We start from the raw sequence: 19,806 nt of genomic DNA, 5'->3' as shown, positions 1-19,806 counted from the left end.
GTCTTCCAAAACACCGTCAACCCAAAGATACCCAAACCAATCCACCCAGAAACACCAAGCACGATCCACCAAGGATCAATCAATGTTCTGCACTCTTCCTGCGATGCTTTTTATCCTCGGCAACCACGGTCGCCGGATCAATATCTCGCACCAGTCGGTCCTCACCTGACAGACACACAAACCGCTGTCCACGCATGCGACCAATCAGGGTCAGGCCGACCTCGCGGGCGATCTCAACACCCCATGCTGTGAAACCTGATCGCGAAGCGAGAACCGGGATGCCCATCATCGCCGTTTTGATCACCATTTCCGAAGTCAAACGACCGGTCGTATACAAGATCTTGTCCGCGGCGCTCGCACCCTCGGACAGCATCCAGCCTGCGATCTTGTCGACTGCGTTATGGCGGCCCACGTCCTCCATATAGACCAGCGGGCGGCTTTCATGGCAAAGGACTGTGCCGTGGATCGCACCCGCCTCAAGGTACAGGGACGGGGTGCGGTTGATCTTGGACGCCAACTCATACAGCCACGAGGTGCGCACCGAGACCTGCGGCAGGCGCACGTCCTCTAGCCCCTCCATCATGTCGCCGAATACAGTGCCGACAGCGCAACCGCTGGTACGGGTCTTTTTCTTCAGCTTGTCCTCGTATGAGGTTTCACGCGCGGTACGCACGATCACGGTTTCCAGATCGTCGTCATAGTCGACCCGCGTAATCTCATCGTCGGCCAACAGCATGCCCTGATTGCGCAGAAACCCCAGCGCAAGGTATTCGGGATAATCGCCGATGGTCATTGCCGTGACGATTTCCTGCGAGTTGAGGAAAATGGTCAGCGGACGCTCCTCGACCACCGAGATCTGGCTGACCTCACCATTCTGATCCACGCCCTCAACTGCACGAGTCAGCCGGGCAGCACCTGGATCAGGTGCGATGATGTACTCTGACAGGTCGACTTCCGTGGCCAATTGCAACCCTTTCACAAGACGGCTACTGCTGCTCGCGTCACCATAGGATCTAGCCATGGCCTCCGCCACATCCAAGTCATACTTCTGGAAAGGTTTTCGCGACGGGACGCCGTTTATCTTCGTCGCCATGCCCTTTGGCCTTCTGTTTGGTGTTTTTGCCACAGAAGCAGGGCTGGATATCATCCAGACGATGGCCTTTTCCGCCACGGTGTTTGCCGGCGCCGCTCAGTTCACCGCATTGCAATTGCTGCAGGACAATACACCAACGGTTATCGTTCTGATCTCGGCCCTGGCTGTGAACCTGCGGGTGGCCATGTATTCGGCTTCACTGACCCCATATCTGGGGGCGGCTCCGCTGTGGCAACGGGCACTTGGAGCCTATCTTATTGTTGATCAGTCTTACGCCTGTTCGATTGTCCGGTTCGAGAAAGAACCGGATATGTCCGTGCCTCAGCGCATGGCGTACTTTGTCGGCTCGGTCACGCCGATCACGCCGCTTTGGATACTCGCCACTTATCTGGGTGCTGTTCTGGGGGCGCAGATTCCGGAAAGCTGGGCTCTGGATTTTGCGCTGCCGATCACGTTCTTGTCCATGATCGGACCGATGATGCGCACCATGGCGCATGTTGTAGCCGCGCTGGTGGCGATTGTTGTCGCCCTGCTCTGCGTGGCAGTGCCGTTCAATCTTGGACTGTTGATCGCAGGGATAGCCGGGATGATGGCAGGTGCACGGGCTGAATTGATGTTAGAGCGGAAAAAGTCATGACGCAGATCGACCCGACAACCATGTGGATCATCATCGTAGGTCTGGCGATAGGCAGCTACCTTCTGCGCTTTACCTTTATCGGGCTGGTTGGCGACCGCCCGATGCCGCCCTGGCTTCTGCGGCACCTGAGGTACACAGCAGTGGCGATTCTGCCTGCCCTGATCGCACCTTTGGTAGTCTGGCCCACGGCCACCGAAGGACAACCGGATATGCCGCGCATGGCGGCTGCGGCAGTTGCGTTGACGGTGGGAATTGTAACGAAAAACGTCATAGCGGCCATCTTTTCAGGGGCCGCCACGCTTTACGGTCTGCTGTACCTAGTTGGTTGAGACCGCTTCAAGCTGATTGAGGCGCGCATTGTTTTCCGCCAGCCCCTGCTGAAGATCAGCCGAGTCATTCTCACGATAGTCCGTGGTGACAACGCCTGGAATCTGACCAAACTGATCGGATAGCTTCACCGGGTAGAATGTTGTTTTGATTTGCTCGAACCCCGGGACCTGTTGCAGCAATTGCGAGGTCGAATTTGCACAAAAAGCCTGCGAAACCGGGCCCATCTGCTTGGCCAATTGCAGCGCGATCTCGGCCTGCTGTGGCGTCACTTCGATCGTCTGAATACGGGCATAATGCGTCTCGCGCGCATGACTGCTACGATAAGCGCGTTCGACATTTGGCGTGATGCCATAAAGGACATCATTCTTGATCGGCACCACATCCGCCCGGAACGATCCGGCAGGGTCAAATATGACCCGCTCGCTGCCGCTGATCATCAGCGACGTGTGTGCCCCCGACCCGGTGCGCGTGCTGATCATCGTATAGAGCGTCAGTGTCGATGGCCCCGGATCACGATAGGACCGGGCCACGATTTCCGAGGGATCAGCCTGCGGGCGCTGCGATCCCGCGCAACCCGCAACTGTCACTGCCAGCAGGCAGGCAATCAGAATCCTGAACAAGAGATGCGCCTCGTGTACCGTTTAGGCCGCAAAGACCGCCAGGAACAGGCAAAGGAGTACAATTGCTACCACGCACCACGTGGTGAATTTGATGAAACCGTCAAAGGTTTTTGTTTGAACGGTGATGTCCATCTCGCCGTGCTTGTGATCAGCCATGTTTATTAGAATCCCAATTCGCGTATTTGAAATGTTGGATAATGCAAAATTCAGGGCCTGTCACGACGTCATTCGCGCGCAGTTGGTCCAAAAATCGTGCAGCCTGGATAACCAAACCCCCAGCGCCAGGGCAACCCGCTGCAGGGACCACCCCCAAAACGCACGGCCAGAAACATCGCCTCGGAGGTGATCGAATGAACCGAGCGGATCTGATCCGGCGTCATGTCATAACGTTCGGCGTATTCATCAGCGTGGCTTTCGCCGTGGGTTTTGACACAGGTGCGCAACGCGTCATCGGCAGCGAGCCGGGCGTCAAAGCTGGCCTCGGCCTGCGATGCGCCGCCTGCGTTGTAATAGGCGCGATCGTGGGTAACGCAGCAGTACTCCCATGGCGGGTGTTCTTCATAAAGCAGACTGAACTTCGGAAAGGTCTCGGCAACCATACGCCAGCTGGAAGATAATCCGCCCGAACAGCCGTCCGTTTCAAAGGGGGTCAGTTCAGCGCCTTCTATCGTGTCGGCCAACGCCCGGTGAGCGGGCATTTCCACGCTACGCATCAGGTCCTGCGCGGCTGCAGGCAGCGCGCAACAGGCCAGAATGAGGGTGAGTTCACGGGTTCGCATCGCGCATCTCGGCAGTATCGATAGACAATCCGAACGTCGTCGCCAACCAAAGCATCAGGCGTTCGCCCGGTCCCATCTCGGCACGAACACGCAGCACTTCACGGGCCATGGCCGGGCGGTCAGTGATCAGCCCGTCGACCCCCATCGATGCCATCGCCGACATCTGCAACGGGTCATTCACCGTCCAGACATAGATGTCTTTGCCCGCCTCATGGACCGAGCGGATCAGACCCGGAGACACCGTCGCCGCATTTACGGCCACAAAATCGCCCTCAAGCCCCGACAGATTGCCGATGGCGGTCGCGGCCAGAACGCCTGCCCGCCAATCGGGGCGCAGCGCTTTCATCTTCTGCACGGCCGGATATTTCAATGACATGGTGGCGATGTCATCCTGCATATCCAGCTCCTCGACAATCGTGGCAACTCGGTTTTCCAGGTCGACGTCATGGCCATAGTATTTCAGCTCGATGATGACCTTGGATTTGCCCTTCGCAGCTTCCAGAACATCGCGCAGCGTGGGCGTCCGTTCCGAGGCATATTCGGGGCCGAACCAACTGCCGATATCGATCTCGGCCACATCCTCCATGGTCGCGTCCCAGACCTTGAGCGGCACACCAGCCAGTTTCATGAAATCGCTGTCATGCGCGATGATGACCACACCATCCGCGGTCTCCTGAACGTCGATCTCAACCCAATCGGCGCCATCTTCGATAGCCTTCAACACTGCCGCCATGGTATTTTCCGGCCTTATCGCCGCCGCACCTCTATGACCAATGACATCCGCATGATCGGGGGCCTGAATGCGGACCAGCAACTCCTGCCCGGACCAGAGCCCGATCAGCAGGGCGATTGCCGCGCCACCGACCACAGCGTAAAGCGGCGCGCGCAGGTTGCCTGGTTCGGGATGAGGGACCTCTCGGCCTTGTGTGTCGAAGAACCCATCCAGCAGAACCGCCAATGCTCCCAGAGCGACGGCTGCAAGCACAAGCCCAGCCAGCGACCAGAGGCCCGCTACGATCATACTGAAGATCAGCGCAAAGCGCAGGTTCGTGCTTTCCTGCAACGGTACCAGATCGAACAACAGTCCGGCCACAAAGGCAATCAGTGCGGCGATCACGAGACGCATCGCAAGCCAAAGGCCAAGCTCGATCTTGAGGCGACCGCGTTTGCCTTCCATTCGATCCGTGCTGGCGGAGAAGGCCTCGGCGGGTTTGCAGCCCTCAAATAATACAAGATGCAGCGACAGCGCCCAGGCCGAGAGCCTGCGGATCAGAACCCAAGCCAGACACAGCACCACAAATCCGATCAGCACCACTGCGACCCAGAATGAAGGCGGGTGGAAGGTGAGGTAATAGTTGATGTCGTATTCAGTCAGCATCCACCAGGCGATCAGGCCAGCCACGGCGACAAAAGGCAGCGCAAGTACCAGCACACGCAAAATGAACCGTGCGGCAAAGCCGAAAAGCGCAGGTAAACGCGTCAGGATCAACCGGATGGAAGCACTGCCCGCGCGCCAAGGGTCACGCTCACCCATCCGCAATGATCCGGCCATGACCGAGAAGACAAAGACCTCGGCCAGTAAGAACAGGCTGAGAACTACAACCGCAGCGATGAAGCCCGCTGGTGACAGCAGGAACATCGCAATGTCCTGATCCGTCAGCGCCGATTGATCAGACAATGAAACAGCAAGATTGACGGCGATGGCAACGCCCGGAGCGATCAGTGCAACCAGCAGCAACCGGACAGCGACATAAACAGGCACAAACACGCGCCGCCGCGCCCATGCGCCCCGGTAGGCAGTTGTAACGGCTGAGAAATTGGTCACGCGGTTGCCTCCTGAATAGTCTATCCATTCAAGGCTGCGTAAGTGTGAATTGCAAGAGTCGGCGTCAGCTTTCTTCCAGATCAGCCGCCAGCCGGAAACCAATGCGGTTGGCTGGTTTATCCTCGATCGATTTCGGCAAGGCACGCAGCATCACATTCAACTGGCTGACATGCTGGACGAGCTGCGTTTTGGCGCCGCCTCCGTCCGAGCCATAGAAGGTGATCACATCCGGATCGAAATAGCCCATGCCCTCGATCCGCATTACACCGGCATCACCACCGGTGAATCCCATGGCAACCTCGTGATCGCCATCCAGAGTCTTCTCGAAATTCTGAATATACATGATCAGCCGCTCATAGGCCCATTGAGCAGGGCTTTTGCTTTCGACCGGCTTTTGCAATGGCTTGGGCAAATCCTTGTTCCCCGATGACGCTTCAGGGTTGGCGTGTACCTCATAGCACCGCGGCAACGCCGCAGATTCCGCTGCCTCGGCTGAGGTTTCGATCTTGTCCATTGCTCTACCCTTTGCGCTGATATTCCCAAGCTCCGTCCGCGCGCCGCGTCCGGGTGACCGCTCCAATGTGGTAGAGATGGTTCATATGTGCAACCGCCTCGACCAGCGCGAGGCCGTATTCCCCGCCCCTGATCTGGCGCTTGAACAGCGGGGCAAAGCACTCGGCGGCGGTTTTGGGTTGATCGAGATCGTTCAGCAGACGCTCAAGCGCGCCGTGGTGGTTATCGATCAACTGCCGCATGCGGATCGGCAACCCGGTGAACGGCAGTTTGTGCCCGCCCAAAACCAAATGATCGGGCCGGGCCAGCGGTTGCAGGCGTTCGCACGCCTCCAACCAGTCGGCCACCGGATCGGCCATCGGCTCGGTGGCATAGACGCCCAAGTTGGAACTGATCGAACTGAGGATCTGATCACCGGTCAGCACCAGATTGTCCTCGCGGCTCCAGAAGGTGCAATGCTCGGGCGCATGGCCGTTGCCCATGTGAACATCCCAGTCGCGGCCACCCATGCGGATCACGTCGCCCTGTTTGACACGGGTAAATCCCAGCGGCATAGGGTACACGGCGTCGGCAAAGTTGAACGGACGCTCGGCCATCCGACCGGCCAGCACGTCCGGATCCATCCCCGCGCTGCGGTAATAATCCAACGTTTCCTTCGGCCAATTCTCTTGCACATCCAGCGTCAGCATACGTGCGAACAACCATGCGGTACGACTGGTGACCAGTTCTGCACCATGCTCGGACTGGAACCAGCCCGCATTGCCGACATGGTCAGGATGGTGATGAGTCACGACAACGCGACGGACGGGTTTGCCAGCCAATGGCCCTTCCATCAGGGCCTGCCAGATTCCCCGTGTTTTCTTTGAAGAAAGCCCTGTGTCGACTATGGTCCAGCCGTCGCCATCATCAAGTGCATAGACATTCACATGATCCAGCGCCATCGGCAAAGGCAGCCTAATCCACAGAACTCTTTCTGCAACTTCGACCCATTCGCCAGGAGCGGGTGGTTCCTCCCACGGATATCGCATCACTTGCGGAGCCTCGCCATCCATCAAACCGCCAGTTCCTCTGGGCTGAGGGCATAGAGGTCATCCGCCCCGTTCTGCGCCTGCGCAAGCAAGCCCGTATGTTCAGGCAGCAGCACATTAATATAATAACGTGCCAACTTGGCGCGCGGTCCATCGGGATCGGCTAGCGCCGCTGACAGATGGTAATGCCCGCCCAGAACCCGCGCGAACGCTTTTAGATACGAAGCCGCGCCAGCAAACCGGTTGTTCATATCCGATTGAGCAACGAGCCACTCCGTCGCTTCCCGCAGCGACTCGGAAGCTTCCCAAACAGGACCAGCAAGTTCAGGCATCGTGGCGCGCGCCTTCTCAGCTTGATCCTCGATCTCATCCAGAAGGTTCGAGGCCGCCTCACCCCCATCCATCATCTTGCGCGCTACGAGGTCCATGGCCTGAATACCATTGGTGCCCTCGTAGATCGCGGTCACACGGACATCGCGATAATATTGTGCAGCACCAGTTTCTTCGATGAAGCCCATGCCACCATGCACTTGAACGCCGGTCTCGGAAACGCGCATGCCGGTCTCGGTGCCAAAAGCCTTGCAGATCGGCGTCAGCAGCGCCGCACGTGCCGCCCAATCGGCCTCACCCGTGGCCTGCGCCATGTCGATTGCAGCTGCATTGGCCAGCATGATCGCCCGCGCCGCAAACACATCCGCGCGCATCGACATCAGCATCCGCCGCACATCCGCATGGTCGATGATCGTGCCCGAGGGCGTCTTGCCCTGCTTACGCTCCAACGCATAGGCCAACGCGTGTTGATAAGCGCCCTCGGCGACGCCCACACCTTCGCCACCAACGCCCAAACGCGCGTTGTTCATCATGGTGAACATCGCGGCCATGCCGCCATGTTCCTTGCCGACCAGCCAACCCTTGGCCCCGTCATACTGCATCACGCAGGTGGGCGAGCCGTGCAGACCCATCTTGTGTTCCAGCGAGACCACCTTGAGGTCATTGGCCACGCCGGGGTTGCCGTTCTCGTCGGGTATGTATTTCGGCACCAGAAACAGCGAAATCCCTTTGGTTCCCGGAACACCGTCTGGCAGGCGGGCCAGAACAAGATGGCAGACATTCTCGGCAAAGTCGTTGTCGCCCCAAGAGATATAGATCTTCTGCCCGGTCACCGAATAGGTGCCGTCGCCATTGTCTTCGGCCTTCGAGGTCAGCGCGCCCACATCCGATCCGGCCTGCGGTTCGGTTAGGTTCATGGTGCCTGACCATTCACCCGCCATCATCTTGGGCAGATAGAGCGCCTTCAACGCATCGCTTGCGTGATGCTCCAGCGCCTCGATCTGGCCTTGGGTCATCAGCGGGGCCAGTTGCAGCGACAGGCAGGCCGCGCTCATCATCTCATTCACGGCAGTGGTCATGGTCATGGGCAGACCCATACCGCCATATTCGGGATCGCCGCTCATCCCGATCCAGCCGCCTTCGGCAATTGCTTTCCAACCTTCGGCATAGCCTGGAGACGTTCGCAGCACGCCGTTTTCCAATCGGGCCGGTTCCAGATCGCCGGGGCGCTGCAGCGGGGCCATGACCTCTTCGCACAGCTTTCCGGCTTCGGTCAGAATGGCGCTGACCACATCCTCGCTGGCTTCCGAGAACTTTTCGGTCGCGGCGATCTGGTCAAAGCCGATCACGTTGCGGAACAGGAATTCATAGTCTGAGATCGGGGCGCGATAGGGCATGGTTTCCCTCTGGTTCTGGCAAGTTGTCAGCGTGGGGTTGGAATCCCGGCCCCACGCCGGTATTCATCTGGGCTGGCACGATTACCTACCGTTACCTGAACTGCAAGCAACCAAAACGCGGCGTCACGATCCATGACCCTTCTCGGCACTCAAGACTTACCAGCAAACGCCGACGGGCTCGCCAAGGCCGCTGACCTGTTGCGACAGGGGCTGCTGGTCGCTTTCCCGACCGAGACCGTCTATGGACTGGGTGGCGATGCACGGAACGGCAAGGCTGTGGCCGCGATCTATGAAGCCAAGGGGCGACCCAGTTTTAACCCACTGATCGCCCATGTCGCCTCAACCGAGACCGCCAAACGGTTTGTCCAATGGACCGATCAGGCTGATTTGTTGGCTGATGCCTTCTGGCCCGGACCGTTAACTCTGGTTCTTCCTCTGTGCCCCGATCACGGGATTTCGTCGCTGGTCACAGCTGGCTTGGATACTCTGGCCGTTCGCGTGCCTGCGCATCCCACAGCGCAGGCTTTACTGACCGCTTTTGACGGTCCTGTGGCAGCGCCATCGGCCAACCCCTCTGGTCAGATCAGCCCAACGACGGCGGCCCATGTCCGAGCGGGGCTGGAGGGACGCATAGCCGCAGTTCTGGACGATGGGCCGTGCGGTGTCGGGCTTGAGTCCACTATTGTGGGTCTGGCCGGCACCCCTGCCTTGTTGCGTCCAGGTGGTGTCGCATTGGAACAAATCGAAGAGGTTCTAAAGGCAGAACTGCATCACCACCAACCCGGCGATCTGCTTACTGCGCCGGGGCAGTTGCAATCCCATTACGCGCCGGACGCGCCGGTGCGGCTGAACGCCCGGTCACGGCAGGGGGACGAGGTGTTGCTGGGTTTTGGCCCTGTTGATTGTGATCTGAACCTCTCCAGCACCTGCAACCTGCCCGAGGCCGCCGCCAGCCTGTTTGCCGCCCTTCACAAACTTAACGATACCGGTCGGCCAATCGCCGTATCACCAATTCCCCATCACGGATTAGGTGCGGCCATCAACGACCGTCTACGCCGCGCAGCAGCCCCTCGCGATTAGGCGCGGCCTGCACTGGCTGATAGGGTCAGCGGATCAACACCAAGCGTAGCCAAAGCCGCCTCCCATTTCTCGTCATCAGGGACATCAAAGACCAGTTTCGACGACGCATCAGTCGTTAACCAACCATTCATCGCGATCTCATCTTCCAACTGACCCGGCCCCCAGCCGGAATAACCTAAAGTCAGCATCGAATTCAGCGGCCCCTTGCCCGAGGCCAGATCCTCGAGCACATCCAGCGTTGCGGTCATGCTGAAATCTTCGGAAATCTGCATTGAATGCAGATTCGCCTCGTAATCTGCGCTATGCAGGACAAAGCCACGCGACATCTCGACCGGGCCGCCAAACTGCACCAGCCGTTCGCCAATTACGGGTATCCGACACGGGATGTTGAGCTGTTCCAGCAAGGTCTTGATCCGCAAGTCCGAAGGCTTATTCACGATCAATCCCATCGCGCCGTCATCACCATGGCTGCAGATATAGACGACCGAATGCTCGAATCGCGGGTCGCCCATTCCGGGCATCGCAATCAACAGTTTTCCCGTAAGGTCCATCAGCAGATATCTCTTGCGCCATAGGATATCCCTAGAATGACCCTGTGAACCGGGGAATGGCAAGGGATCAGCCGGGATTTCCGTGCATTTCACAGAAGTGACCGGAACGTGACTTGGCAATCACGACCGGAATGCGCATGTTCTGCATATGAATGCGCTTTGCAAATCTGCTGCAGCCGTGTTGGCCGTTAGCCTTTGTTTTGGTGCCCCCGCCATTGCGCAGGGGGTTGATAATCTGGTTCAGATTGAGGTGTTGGACGGCGGCAAAACCGCCGAAGGTACCTATCAGGGGGCCTTGCGTCTAAAGCTCAAGGACGGGTGGAAGACCTATTGGCGCGCACCCGGCGATGCGGGCATTCCGCCACAGTTTGATTGGAAAGGCTCTCACAATATTGCAGACATAGCCTTCACGTGGCCCGCGCCGCATGTGTTTGATCAGAACGGGCTGCGCTCGGTCGGGTATGAGGATCAACTTGTACTGCCCGTCGAAATCACGCCTAAGAACCCTGCCAAACCCGTGCGTTTGCGCGGCGAGATGGACTTGGGCGTGTGTAAGGATGTCTGCGTGCCGGGTCGGTTGCAATTCGATCACACAATGGATGCCGACGCTGCACGCAATCCGGCCATCGCCGCAGCCCTCGCCCAGCGCCCGTTTTCCGAACGCGAAGCAGGCGTGGCGGATGCGACGTGCCAATTGACTCCCACTGCAGACGGAATGCGGATCGAGGCGCGTATCACCATGCCTTCAGCGGGCGGGTCCGAATTCGCCGTCATTGAACCAGGAAACCCGGCACTCTGGGCATCGCAGCCCGATACACGCCGTCAGGGCAACACCCTGATCGCAAGCTCGGAGATTATCGGTGCCTCCGGCGGGCCATTTGCGCTGGATCGGTCCGAAGTGCGCATCACGGTTCTGGGGGCAAACCACGCTGTCGATATCCAAGGATGCAGCGCAGGCTGACCGGATGAGCCAGACCCCAAAGATCGGTGCCTTGGCTGTCGTGCTGCACGATGGCCAGGTACTTTTGGTGCAACGCAGCAAGCAACCCGATCAGGGGTTGTGGGGCTTTCCAGGCGGCCATGTGGAATGGGGTGAAACGGTTCTGGACGCCGCCACCCGCGAGCTGCGGGAAGAGACCGGTGTGATTGCTGAGCCTTTGGTCTATCTCGACAATCTCGACCTTTTGCTGCGCGATGATAGCGGGCAGACCCGGGCGCACTACCTGCTGGTCGGAGTTGCGTGTCGCTATGTAACCGGCACGCCTGTCGCTGCAGACGACGCGCAGGACGCTCAGTGGTTTCCGGTGGACCAGATCACCAGCGGCGACCTGCCAATGAGCGACCGCGTTCCCGATCTTTTGCGGCGTGCTTTAGAGATGGATCAAGCCTCGACCCGATCCGACAAGCGTGCATAAAGCACGCTGGACAGCACGACACCTACCAGCAGGATCACGGTCGCACCCGCTACGAAAACGCCAAAACCCATTTGCAACACACTTGGACCTTCGGCGGCTGGGTAGAGACCCGAGAGCAGCGCCAACGGCGCACCTGTCACTACGGGCCAGATCATCGAGGCCCCCAGCCAGATCGCCAACGCTGCGCCCGTTGCGCGCACGGCATTGCGCACCACCCTGTCCGGCGCTCGCAAGGCCCGTCTCATCGATGTCATCGGGCGTGAGATGTCGTTTAGGATGGCCAGCAATGCAGGCACTAGCAGCAGGATCAGGGCCATGCCAAAGCCCAGCCCATAGACCAGTGTGATCACGGTCGGTTTCAAAAACTGCGCCTGCTGCGAGCTTTCGTACATCAAGGGCGTCAGCCCGAGTACCGTGGTCAGCGTGGTCAGCATCACAGGCCGCAATCGATCTGCCGTGCCTTCGACGATTGACGGCACCAACCCGCGCTCTTTCCGGTATCCGTCGATTGTGGTCACCAGAACAATCGAGTCGTTGATTATGATCCCGGTCATGCCCAACAGGCCGACGACGGTGAACATGCTTAACGGCACGCCCCACAGGTAATGCCCCCAGATCGCGCCCACGAGGCCAAAGGGAATGATCGCCATGACCACCAAGGGCCTTGTCCAACTGGCAAAGACCCAAGCCAATACCAGATAAATTCCGGTCAGACACAGGATCAGGCCTGTGCGGGCCTCGGACAGGAATTCATCCTCTTGCTCACTCAGGCCAGCCATGCGCCATTCGACCTGCCGTTCGGCGGCGATGTTTGGCAATATCTCTTCGCGCATGGCGCGGGCGATTTCGGCAGCCTGCGCCGGGTCGTCCTCGGAAATATCACCATTCACCGAGATGACCCGCAGACCATTTTCGCGCCGGACGGTCGAGAAACCCGATTTACGCTCGACCGAGACGATATCGGCGAGCGGGACATAAACGCCATCCGGAGTCCGCATCAATGTGCGTTCGAGGAAATCAGCAGTCAGTTCGCCCTCAGGCAGTTCGATCCGAATCTCGGTGCTACGCGGACCATCCGGGAAGGTCGCGGCCTCAATCCCGTTCAGCCGGTTTCGCAACACGCGGCCCAGTGTTTCGATGCGGAAACCCAGCGCCTGACCCTGCGCGGTGAGGTCCAGAATGAACTCTTCCTTGTCATAGGCGAGGTTATCCTCGAGCGCTGAAACTTCCGGGTATTTCGCAAGTTCCGCCTGGAGGTCCTCGGATGCAGATTTCAACGTGTTCACATCCGCACCATAGAACTGCACGTCAATCGCGTCGCCACCGGGCCCTGAACGCCAACCACGGAAGCTAAGCAGCTCGACCTTCGGGTGGCGCGGCACGAAATCCTGCAGCTCGCCCACAAATTCAAAGCTGGAATAGGGGCGCAAGTCGGCATCGATCAGCTCGATCGAGATGCCGCCCAGCAAATCGTCATCCTTGCCATCCGCCGCGCGCAGCCCCCATCCGGCCGAACCGCCAACCTCGGCTAGAACGTATTCGATTGGATTGCGGCCATGGCGTTCTTCGTAAACCTGACCCAGTTCTTCCGTGGCTTCCTGGACCATGCGCATCATTTCCAGCGTCTCAGCGCGCGTCGCCCCTTCGACCATGATGAAATTGCCCGTGACCGAGCCGCGTTCCGGTGCGTTGAAGAACCGCCAATTCACATCACCCCGAATGAACAGAGCGATCTGACTGGCCAGTATCACCACCATCAGTGCAACAACCACATACCGTGCCCAGACCACCCACGCGACCAATGGGCGGAACAGGTGGTCGCGCACCCAGCGGAAGCCCTTGTTCACAACCCGGTTGGGCCAGTCATACCAATGCTCCTTAGCCGAATGCGCGATGGCATGGGCCATATGGTTCGGCAGGATCAGGAAGCATTCGATCAGTGAGGCAATCAGGACAGCGATAACGGTGAACGGGATGTCTCGGATCAGCTCTCCGAAGCGGCCACCGATGGCGGTGAGACCAAAGAAGGCGATGACCGTGGTCACTGTTGCAGCAAACACCGGCATCGCCATTCGGCGGGCAGCGCGTTCTGCGGCGACGATTGGCGCTTCGCCCAAACGGCGGGCACGGAAATCGGCGTGCTCTCCCACGACGATGGCGTCATCAACCACGATGCCCAAGGTAATAATCAAACCGAACAGAGACACCATGTTCAGCGACAACCCGCCCAGATACATCAGCGCAATCGCCGCAGACATTGCCACCGGAATACCGGCAGCCACCCAGAAAGCGATGCGGGCGTTCAGAAACAAGAAGAGTAGACAAACCACCAGCCCAAGCCCGACCAGCCCATTGTCGACCAGAATATCCAGCCGGTCGGTGATCGCTTGTGCGCGGGTGCGGATCAGCTCAATCGTGATACCTTCGGGCAGGCTGGCCTGCATCTCGGCCACGACATCCTCGACATCGCGCTGAATTCCGATGGCATCGCCCAAATTGGACCGGTCGACGCGGATCGACATCGCCGGATTGTCACCCACGAAATAGCTGCGGTTGCGCGTGACCCCCTCGACCCGAATTTCAGCCACATCGCCCACAACCAGCTTTGAACCATCGGCAAAGTTGCGCAGGGCGATACCCTCGATCTCTTCCGGGGTGCGTTTCTCAACGCCTGTCCGAATACGCGCATTGGCACCTGTGACATCGCCCGCAGGGTTCGCGGTGACTTCTGCCGCGATGGCCTCGGCAATGTCCGAAAGCGAGATATCATTGGCGATCAACTGTGCGGTGGGGACTTCGACCACCACACGCGGCGCGGCCAGTCCCCGGATCGTGGTGCGCGTGACACCAACCGCGAATAGGCGGCTGATCAATTCATCGGTGAATTTGGCCAGTTGTTCAGCTTCTATGGGCCCTGTTATGACAACATCCGTGACACGATCCCGCCAAGCGCCGCGCCTGATGGTTGGTTCCTCGGCGTCTTCGGGCAGGTTGGTGACGCTATCGACGGCGGTCCGGACCTCCTCAACCGCGCGAGACATGTCCCAGTTCGGCTCAAACTCCAGCCGGACCTGCGCAGTTCCCTCACGTGAGGTCGATTCAGTACTGGCAACACCCTCAACCGCCAGTAACGCAGGTTCCAGCAATTGGACGATGCCATTGTCGACATCCTCGGGGCCTGCGCCGTCCCATTGAACGTTCACATCGACGCGTTCGAGAATCACATCAGGAAAGAACTGTGCACGCATGTTGGGGATCGCGGCGGCCCCCAGCACCAGCATGATCAGCAGCAACAGATTGGCCGCAGTCCGGTGCCGGGTGAAATAGCTGAGGATACCGCCCGCCGCGTTGGGAATGTCGCGGATCATCGCGCTTAGCCCCCGGCCCGATTGTCATCAAGACGGCGTATTAGGGTGGCGGGCACTTTGGCCTCGCTCAACTGGCCCAATACTTGGGCTTTGTCTTCCTGAGACATTGCATCACTGGCCTCGACCTGAGCCACAAGCTGAGCGCGCTTTTCGTCCGAAAGCTCGACCATGCCCGGATCAGTTTCAGCGTTCGCCTCAATCCGTAGGGGCCGCACACGTACACCCGAACCCAGCAGAGGCGTCCGGCCAATCACAACCTCGCGGCCTTCCAGGCCTTCACCACGCAAAAGCACCTCATCGCCCTGACGACGGATCAATTGCACAGCCAACGGTTCCAGCCGGTCATCGGGGCCGAGAACAAGCACGTTGCCCGTGGCGTCCAGAACCGAGGATGGCAGACGGACCACATTATCGAGCGGCTGTTCTTCAATCGAAACGGTGACAAAATCCCCCGGCTTGAATCCCGGCGCGTCGTCGAGACGCGCATAGATCAGACGCCCGGTTTGCCCTTCACCCGCCGCGCCGCTATCGCGACTGATCCGGCCGGTGGCAGTGAGATCGGTCCCCGTGACCTCAAGCGATACAGTCACCGGGGCTGAGATCAGATCACCCTGCGCGTCCAGCAACCGCACGAATTGCGCGGTGGAAACCCGAAACGCGACCTCAAGCGCATTGGGGTCGACGAGTTCGGCCAGCTTTTCGTTGGCCGCGACCAACCTGCCTTCAACCAAAGTGACCTCGGTCAGCGTACCATCGAACCCGGCATGGATCGTCATATCCTCCAGGTCACGCTCGGCCCCTTCCAACGCGATACGAGCCCGCGCAAACAGGGTTGTTGCCTGATCCACCCGGGATTCGGCCTGCGCCAAAGCGATCCTGCGCGCGAGAACTGCCTGATGAGCCGATGTTGCGGCCAGTTCCGCTTCTTCGACGCTTGCAGCAGCCCCGACACCTCGCGTCTGCAGGTCCTGCTGGCGCTGCAGCGCCCGGTCACGCAGTTCGGCCTGTGCCTCGGCTGATTTCAACTCATCCTGCGCCAACAGCAGCGAGCGTTCGGCGTCCCGCTCTTCAAACTGGGCATCCAGAAGATCGGATTTGGCACGGTCCAGAGCAGATTGCATATCGGCTGGGTCCAGTTCGACCAGCAATTCTCCCGCCGTTACAGTACCGCCATCTTCAAAATCTTCGGCCAGTGATACAACGCGCCCACCCAAGGCCGCGCGCAGCTCTAACCGGCGGCGGCTTTGAATCTGGCCAAACGCTTCCAGATAAGGAGTAATGGTTTCCGGCTCGGCGGTTCGTACGGTAACGGCGAATATGCGTTCCCGCGCCTCAGGTGCCTGATTGTCCCGCGTCAGCACATCCTGCACCGCGCCCGAGATCATCTGTGCGGCAACGATCAGCAGGCCCAGCGTCAGAAACGCCAGGAACACCCCAACAAGGCTTTGCCGCAGAAATCGCATCGGTCACTCACCTTTGGTCGCACATGCTGCCTTCCGCAAAGGTAGCCGGGTCGCAAAAAATGCCAAGCCACAAAGCGGTTATGATCCGTTAAACGCAGAACCAGTCTACTTCCGTCGCAGGTGTTCGTCCAATCTGGGCATTATTTCAACGAAATTACAGGGCCGGTGGCGATAATCGAACTGTTTCTCCAGAATCGCATCCCAAGCGTCTTTGCAGGCACCCGGGCTGCCCGGCAACGCAAACAGATAGGTTCCGCCTGCAACTCCGCCTGTAGCGCGGGACTGCACGGCAGAAGTACCTATCTTTTCCATAGACACGATGGTGAAAACGGTGCCAAACGCTTCGATCTCTTTTTCATAAACGTCCCGGTGCGCCTCGACTGTAACATCGCGACCCGTCAGACCTGTGCCGCCGGTCGAGATCACGACGTCGATTTCAGGATCCGCGATCCAACTGCGCAATTGCTCGGCAATCTGGGCGCGTTCGTCCTGAATGATCTTGCGGTCCGCCACTGAATGTCCAGCCGTTTCGATCCGGTCGACAAGCGTCTGGCCCGAGCGGTCGTCGTCCAGCGAGCGAGTATCCGACACAGTCAGAACCGCAATGCGGACGGGGATGAACTCAATGCTTTCATCAATGCGCGACATATGTCGTCAAGCCCTTTCCATAATGGCAAGCCGGATGGCAAGAGCCGCGAATATCCCGCCCGTGACCCATCCAATGATACGTGAAGCGCGTGGGTTTGAGATCAAAATGCGCCCTGCTCCGCCCGCAAAGATACCGACCACCCCGTTCACCAGAATGCTGCCCAAGGTGATAATTGCACCAAAGGTTAGGAATTGCAGCAGAACCGGGCCGTTTGCTGGGTCCACGAACTGAGGGATAAAGGCCAAAACAAACAGAATGACCTTGGGATTGGTCAGGTTCACCAGCAACCCCTCGCGAAACGCGAAATGAGCAGGCTTGATTGCTGCATCGTCCGACACTGCCCCTTTCCGGATTGCGCCCCATGCAAGAACCAACAGATAAGCAACACCCATCCACCGGATAACGTCAAACAGCCAAGGCACGGCTGATACCAACGCCCCAAGTCCAAGCCCCGCCAGCAAAACTTGCACCATCAGACCCGTCGAAACACCGAGGCTGGCCATCATCGCTGGGCGTGACCCGGACCGTAACCCTTGCCCGAAACAGAACATCATATCAGCGCCGGGTGTAAAATTCAGCACCAGTGCGGCTGGGATGAAGGCCATCAATGTCACTGTCTCGATCACGTTGTTACCTCGAACCAATGTGGTTTCGGACCCAGATTGGCAATCTGAGACCGCCCCAGCATGCCGCGATATCCCCAGCTGTCGTGGATATGACCGCAAAAGACAAAATCGGGCTGGATGCGTTCAACCGCGTCCCGAACTGCGGTCGAGCCGACCGACACATCTTGCGATGTCACATCCCCATATCCTTTTGGCGGAGAGTGCGCGATCAGAACATCCGCAGCCTCGCACCGGTCCAGCAGTTCCGATGCTTCAGCTTCAGTAAGATCGCAGGACCAGTCTCCGAAAGGCGTCACCGGCACACCGTAACCCAGCCCGAACAGGCGCAGACCATCCAATGTCATGCCCGTCCCGTGCAGAACATGCGCGCCTTCGGGCGCAGCGGCTGTCAGTTCCTCGGCGCTCTCAGCGTTGCCCGGCACCAGGATCAGCGGCGCTGCAATGCCCGACAGCATCTGCATCGCTTCTTTCAGGCCCCGCCGCGCATTGCAAAAGTCCCCCGCACCGATGACAAGATCAGCCTCGGCGCTAGCGACCACCAGATCAGCGGCCCGGTTGCGCGCCATATGAAGATCGGAAAACGCCAGAACTCTCATCCCGCGCCCCTCAGCCGTGCTTGCAGGTCCAGCAGATCGGCCCAGGCCTGTCGCTTCATCTGCGGTTGACGCAGCAGGTAGGCCGGGTGGAACATCGGGATGACCGGCAGGTTCAGCGCCTGATCCCATTTCCCGCGCAGCCGCGTGATACCGCGTTTGCCCAGCAAGGCCTGACAGCTAATATTGCCCATCACCACCAGCACCTCGGGCTTGGCCAACGCCACATGCCGCTCCAGAAACGGCTTCATCATGCCAATCTCTTCCGGCTTGGGATCGCGATTCTGCGGGGGCCGCCACGGCAACACGTTGGTAATGTAGACATTCTCGCGCCGATCCAGATCAATCGCGGCCAGCATCCGGTCCAGCAATTGCCCAGCGCGCCCGACAAAGGGCTTACCTTCGCGATCCTCATCACGGCCGGGCGCTTCGCCGATGATCATTACCCGTGCGCCGGGGTTGCCATCGGAAAACACCAACTGCCGCGCGCCGCGTTTGAGGTCGCAAAGATCAAACGCCTCCATCGCCGCACGCAACTCGACGAGCGATCCAGCGGTTTTCGCCGCCTGTTTTGCAACAGCTGCGGTATCGACCGGTTCTGGTTTTTTCGCAGGTTCAACCGCAGCTGGTTTCTTAGCCTTGGCCGCTTTGTCCGGCAACGCATAGCGATCCACCGGCGCGTCGCCGATCGCCTCGGTTGCGCCCAGCTCGATCTGCCATTCCAGCAGCGCCCGCGCGGTATGATGGTCCAAACCCGATTCCATAACCCTCAATCTAACCAGCTTTTGACCGAGGGAAAGCGAATAGACCTTGCCATGGCACAGGGTCGCACCGACCATGGCAGGGTCATGCTGTCATTTCTGCGATTCCTTCTGATTGCTCTATTGCTGGCAACCTCTGGCGGTTCGGTGAGTGCGCAGCTGTTTGATCGGGATACACAATGCCGCGCCGGACAGTTGCAATGCGGGCGCGGTTGTTGCCCCGCAGGCCAGCGCTGCAGCTTTGATGGCCGCTGTATCCCGCCGGGACACACCTATTGTGGAGGTGGGCGCACCTGCGGCCCGTTCGAGCGCTGCGTGGCAGGAGGAACCCGTTGCGCCCCTGCTGGGGCGAATAAGTGCACCTCGCGCTTGGATTGCCCCGGTGGTAGCTTCTGCAACGGACGCGGTGAATGCGAGCGCAGCAGACCGGATTTGGTCCCCGCTCCATCCACAACCTGCGCCGATGGCAGGAGTTGCGGAGCCGGTTCATCCTGCTTGCCGGGCGGCGGATGTTCGCGCCCCGGCTGGTTTCTGTGTGAAGAAACCGGTTCGCAATGCCGACCCGGCTTTAAATGCTCGGCTTATCAGGGCTGTGTTCCGATCAAGGCCATTGATTGTGGCTATGGCAAGTGGTGCAAACCAGGGGAACAATGCCTGCCCGAAGGCGGATGTGAGAAACTAACCGAAGGGTCGGAACCTTAGGTTGCCTTGGCCTGCATGGCTTCCTATAAGCGGTCCGATTGTCAGA

At 59.2% G+C, this 19,806-nt stretch carries 20 protein-coding genes; 5 read left to right on the top strand and 15 right to left on the bottom strand.

Features of this window, described 5'->3' with window-relative positions:
• Window positions 1–79: 79 nt before the first annotated feature.
• Window positions 80–1,021: a formate dehydrogenase accessory sulfurtransferase FdhD gene (locus tag ACR0DK_RS15170; protein ID WP_480736890.1), complete on the bottom strand. Its 942-nt coding sequence runs from the start codon at window positions 1,019–1,021 to the stop codon at window positions 80–82.
• Here ACR0DK_RS15170 and ACR0DK_RS15165 point away from each other — a divergent pair.
• Window positions 1,020–1,730, top strand: a complete 711-nt coding sequence (locus tag ACR0DK_RS15165; protein ID WP_170408370.1) for an AzlC family ABC transporter permease — start codon at window positions 1,020–1,022, stop codon at window positions 1,728–1,730. The genes ACR0DK_RS15170 and ACR0DK_RS15165 overlap by 2 nt on opposite strands.
• On the top strand, window positions 1,727–2,059 hold the full coding sequence (locus ACR0DK_RS15160; protein ID WP_170395711.1) for an AzlD domain-containing protein: 333 nt from the start codon (window positions 1,727–1,729) through the stop codon (window positions 2,057–2,059). The genes ACR0DK_RS15165 and ACR0DK_RS15160 overlap by 4 nt, the downstream gene beginning before the upstream one ends.
• Here the strand turns inward: ACR0DK_RS15160 and ACR0DK_RS15155 are convergent.
• The 7 genes from ACR0DK_RS15155 to ACR0DK_RS15125 form a co-directional block, all read right to left on the bottom strand.
• Window positions 2,048–2,680 carry a hypothetical protein gene (locus tag ACR0DK_RS15155; protein WP_170395709.1) on the bottom strand — a complete coding sequence of 211 codons (633 nt, stop codon included), beginning with the start codon at window positions 2,678–2,680 and terminating at the stop codon, window positions 2,048–2,050. The genes ACR0DK_RS15160 and ACR0DK_RS15155 overlap by 12 nt on opposite strands.
• Before the next feature lie 21 nt (window positions 2,681–2,701).
• A complete protein-coding gene (locus tag ACR0DK_RS15150; protein WP_170395707.1) occupies window positions 2,702–2,836 on the bottom strand; it encodes an aa3-type cytochrome c oxidase subunit IV in 135 nt (44 codons plus the stop codon).
• Window positions 2,837–2,904: 68 nt separating this feature from the next.
• Entirely contained in the window at window positions 2,905–3,459 is a 555-nt protein-coding gene (locus tag ACR0DK_RS15145; RefSeq protein ID WP_170423670.1) for a hypothetical protein, read from the bottom strand.
• Complete coding sequence (locus ACR0DK_RS15140; RefSeq protein WP_480736886.1) at window positions 3,446–5,284, bottom strand: glycerophosphodiester phosphodiesterase family protein; 1,839 nt, start codon at window positions 5,282–5,284, stop codon at window positions 3,446–3,448. Before ACR0DK_RS15140 ends, ACR0DK_RS15145 begins: the two co-directional genes overlap by 14 nt.
• A gap of 64 nt (window positions 5,285–5,348) precedes the next feature.
• Window positions 5,349–5,798, bottom strand: coding sequence for a DUF6173 family protein (locus ACR0DK_RS15135; RefSeq protein ID WP_480736885.1), 450 nt, complete (start codon window positions 5,796–5,798; stop codon window positions 5,349–5,351).
• 4 nt (window positions 5,799–5,802) lie between these two features.
• Complete coding sequence (locus ACR0DK_RS15130) at window positions 5,803–6,849, bottom strand: MBL fold metallo-hydrolase (RefSeq protein WP_480736883.1); 1,047 nt, start codon at window positions 6,847–6,849, stop codon at window positions 5,803–5,805.
• Window positions 6,849–8,552 (bottom strand): acyl-CoA dehydrogenase family protein, encoded by a 1,704-nt coding sequence (locus ACR0DK_RS15125; RefSeq protein WP_480736879.1) that lies wholly within the window; start codon window positions 8,550–8,552, stop codon window positions 6,849–6,851. Before ACR0DK_RS15125 ends, ACR0DK_RS15130 begins: the two co-directional genes overlap by 1 nt.
• Window positions 8,553–8,684: 132 nt before the next feature.
• Between ACR0DK_RS15125 and ACR0DK_RS15120 the strand changes: the two genes are divergently transcribed.
• Entirely contained in the window at window positions 8,685–9,632 is a 948-nt protein-coding gene (locus ACR0DK_RS15120; protein ID WP_223117521.1) for an L-threonylcarbamoyladenylate synthase, read from the top strand.
• On the opposite strand, the gene ACR0DK_RS15115 is transcribed toward ACR0DK_RS15120, so the two are convergent.
• Window positions 9,629–10,183: a YqgE/AlgH family protein gene (locus ACR0DK_RS15115; RefSeq protein WP_170395693.1), complete on the bottom strand. Its 555-nt coding sequence runs from the start codon at window positions 10,181–10,183 to the stop codon at window positions 9,629–9,631. The two genes, ACR0DK_RS15120 and ACR0DK_RS15115, sit on opposite strands and share 4 nt — an antisense overlap.
• A gap of 148 nt (window positions 10,184–10,331) precedes the next feature.
• Here ACR0DK_RS15115 and ACR0DK_RS15110 point away from each other — a divergent pair, with 148 nt between their 5' ends.
• Window positions 10,332–11,144: a protein-disulfide reductase DsbD domain-containing protein gene (locus ACR0DK_RS15110; RefSeq protein ID WP_480736878.1), complete on the top strand. Its 813-nt coding sequence runs from the start codon at window positions 10,332–10,334 to the stop codon at window positions 11,142–11,144.
• Window positions 11,145–11,148: 4 nt separating this feature from the next.
• Window positions 11,149–11,598: an NUDIX hydrolase gene (locus ACR0DK_RS15105; RefSeq protein WP_170612826.1), complete on the top strand. Its 450-nt coding sequence runs from the start codon at window positions 11,149–11,151 to the stop codon at window positions 11,596–11,598.
• Here the strand turns inward: ACR0DK_RS15105 and ACR0DK_RS15100 are convergent.
• The 6 genes from ACR0DK_RS15100 to ACR0DK_RS15075 all read right to left on the bottom strand — a co-directional run bounded on the left by ACR0DK_RS15100 (window position 11,565) and on the right by ACR0DK_RS15075 (window position 19,061).
• On the bottom strand, window positions 11,565–14,966 hold the full coding sequence (locus ACR0DK_RS15100) for an efflux RND transporter permease subunit (protein WP_223117519.1): 3,402 nt from the start codon (window positions 14,964–14,966) through the stop codon (window positions 11,565–11,567). The genes ACR0DK_RS15105 and ACR0DK_RS15100 overlap by 34 nt on opposite strands.
• Window positions 14,967–14,971: 5 nt before the next feature.
• Window positions 14,972–16,429, bottom strand: coding sequence for an RND family efflux transporter (locus tag ACR0DK_RS15095; RefSeq protein WP_170566222.1), 1,458 nt, complete (start codon window positions 16,427–16,429; stop codon window positions 14,972–14,974).
• Between the two features lie 105 nt (window positions 16,430–16,534).
• Window positions 16,535–17,077, bottom strand: a complete 543-nt coding sequence (moaB, locus tag ACR0DK_RS15090) for a molybdenum cofactor biosynthesis protein B (RefSeq protein WP_170408382.1) — start codon at window positions 17,075–17,077, stop codon at window positions 16,535–16,537.
• A gap of 6 nt (window positions 17,078–17,083) precedes the next feature.
• Complete coding sequence (locus tag ACR0DK_RS15085; RefSeq protein ID WP_170423650.1) at window positions 17,084–17,704, bottom strand: LysE family translocator; 621 nt, start codon at window positions 17,702–17,704, stop codon at window positions 17,084–17,086.
• Complete coding sequence (locus ACR0DK_RS15080) at window positions 17,701–18,300, bottom strand: metallophosphoesterase family protein (protein WP_170395679.1); 600 nt, start codon at window positions 18,298–18,300, stop codon at window positions 17,701–17,703. The genes ACR0DK_RS15085 and ACR0DK_RS15080 overlap by 4 nt, the downstream gene beginning before the upstream one ends.
• Window positions 18,297–19,061 (bottom strand): uracil-DNA glycosylase, encoded by a 765-nt coding sequence (locus ACR0DK_RS15075; RefSeq protein WP_480736871.1) that lies wholly within the window; start codon window positions 19,059–19,061, stop codon window positions 18,297–18,299. The genes ACR0DK_RS15080 and ACR0DK_RS15075 overlap by 4 nt, the downstream gene beginning before the upstream one ends.
• Between the last annotated feature and the right edge of the window lie 745 nt (window positions 19,062–19,806).

This window comes from Ruegeria sp. CE6 (assembly GCF_056537485.1).
This window is presented reverse-complemented; position numbering and strand designations above follow the sequence as displayed.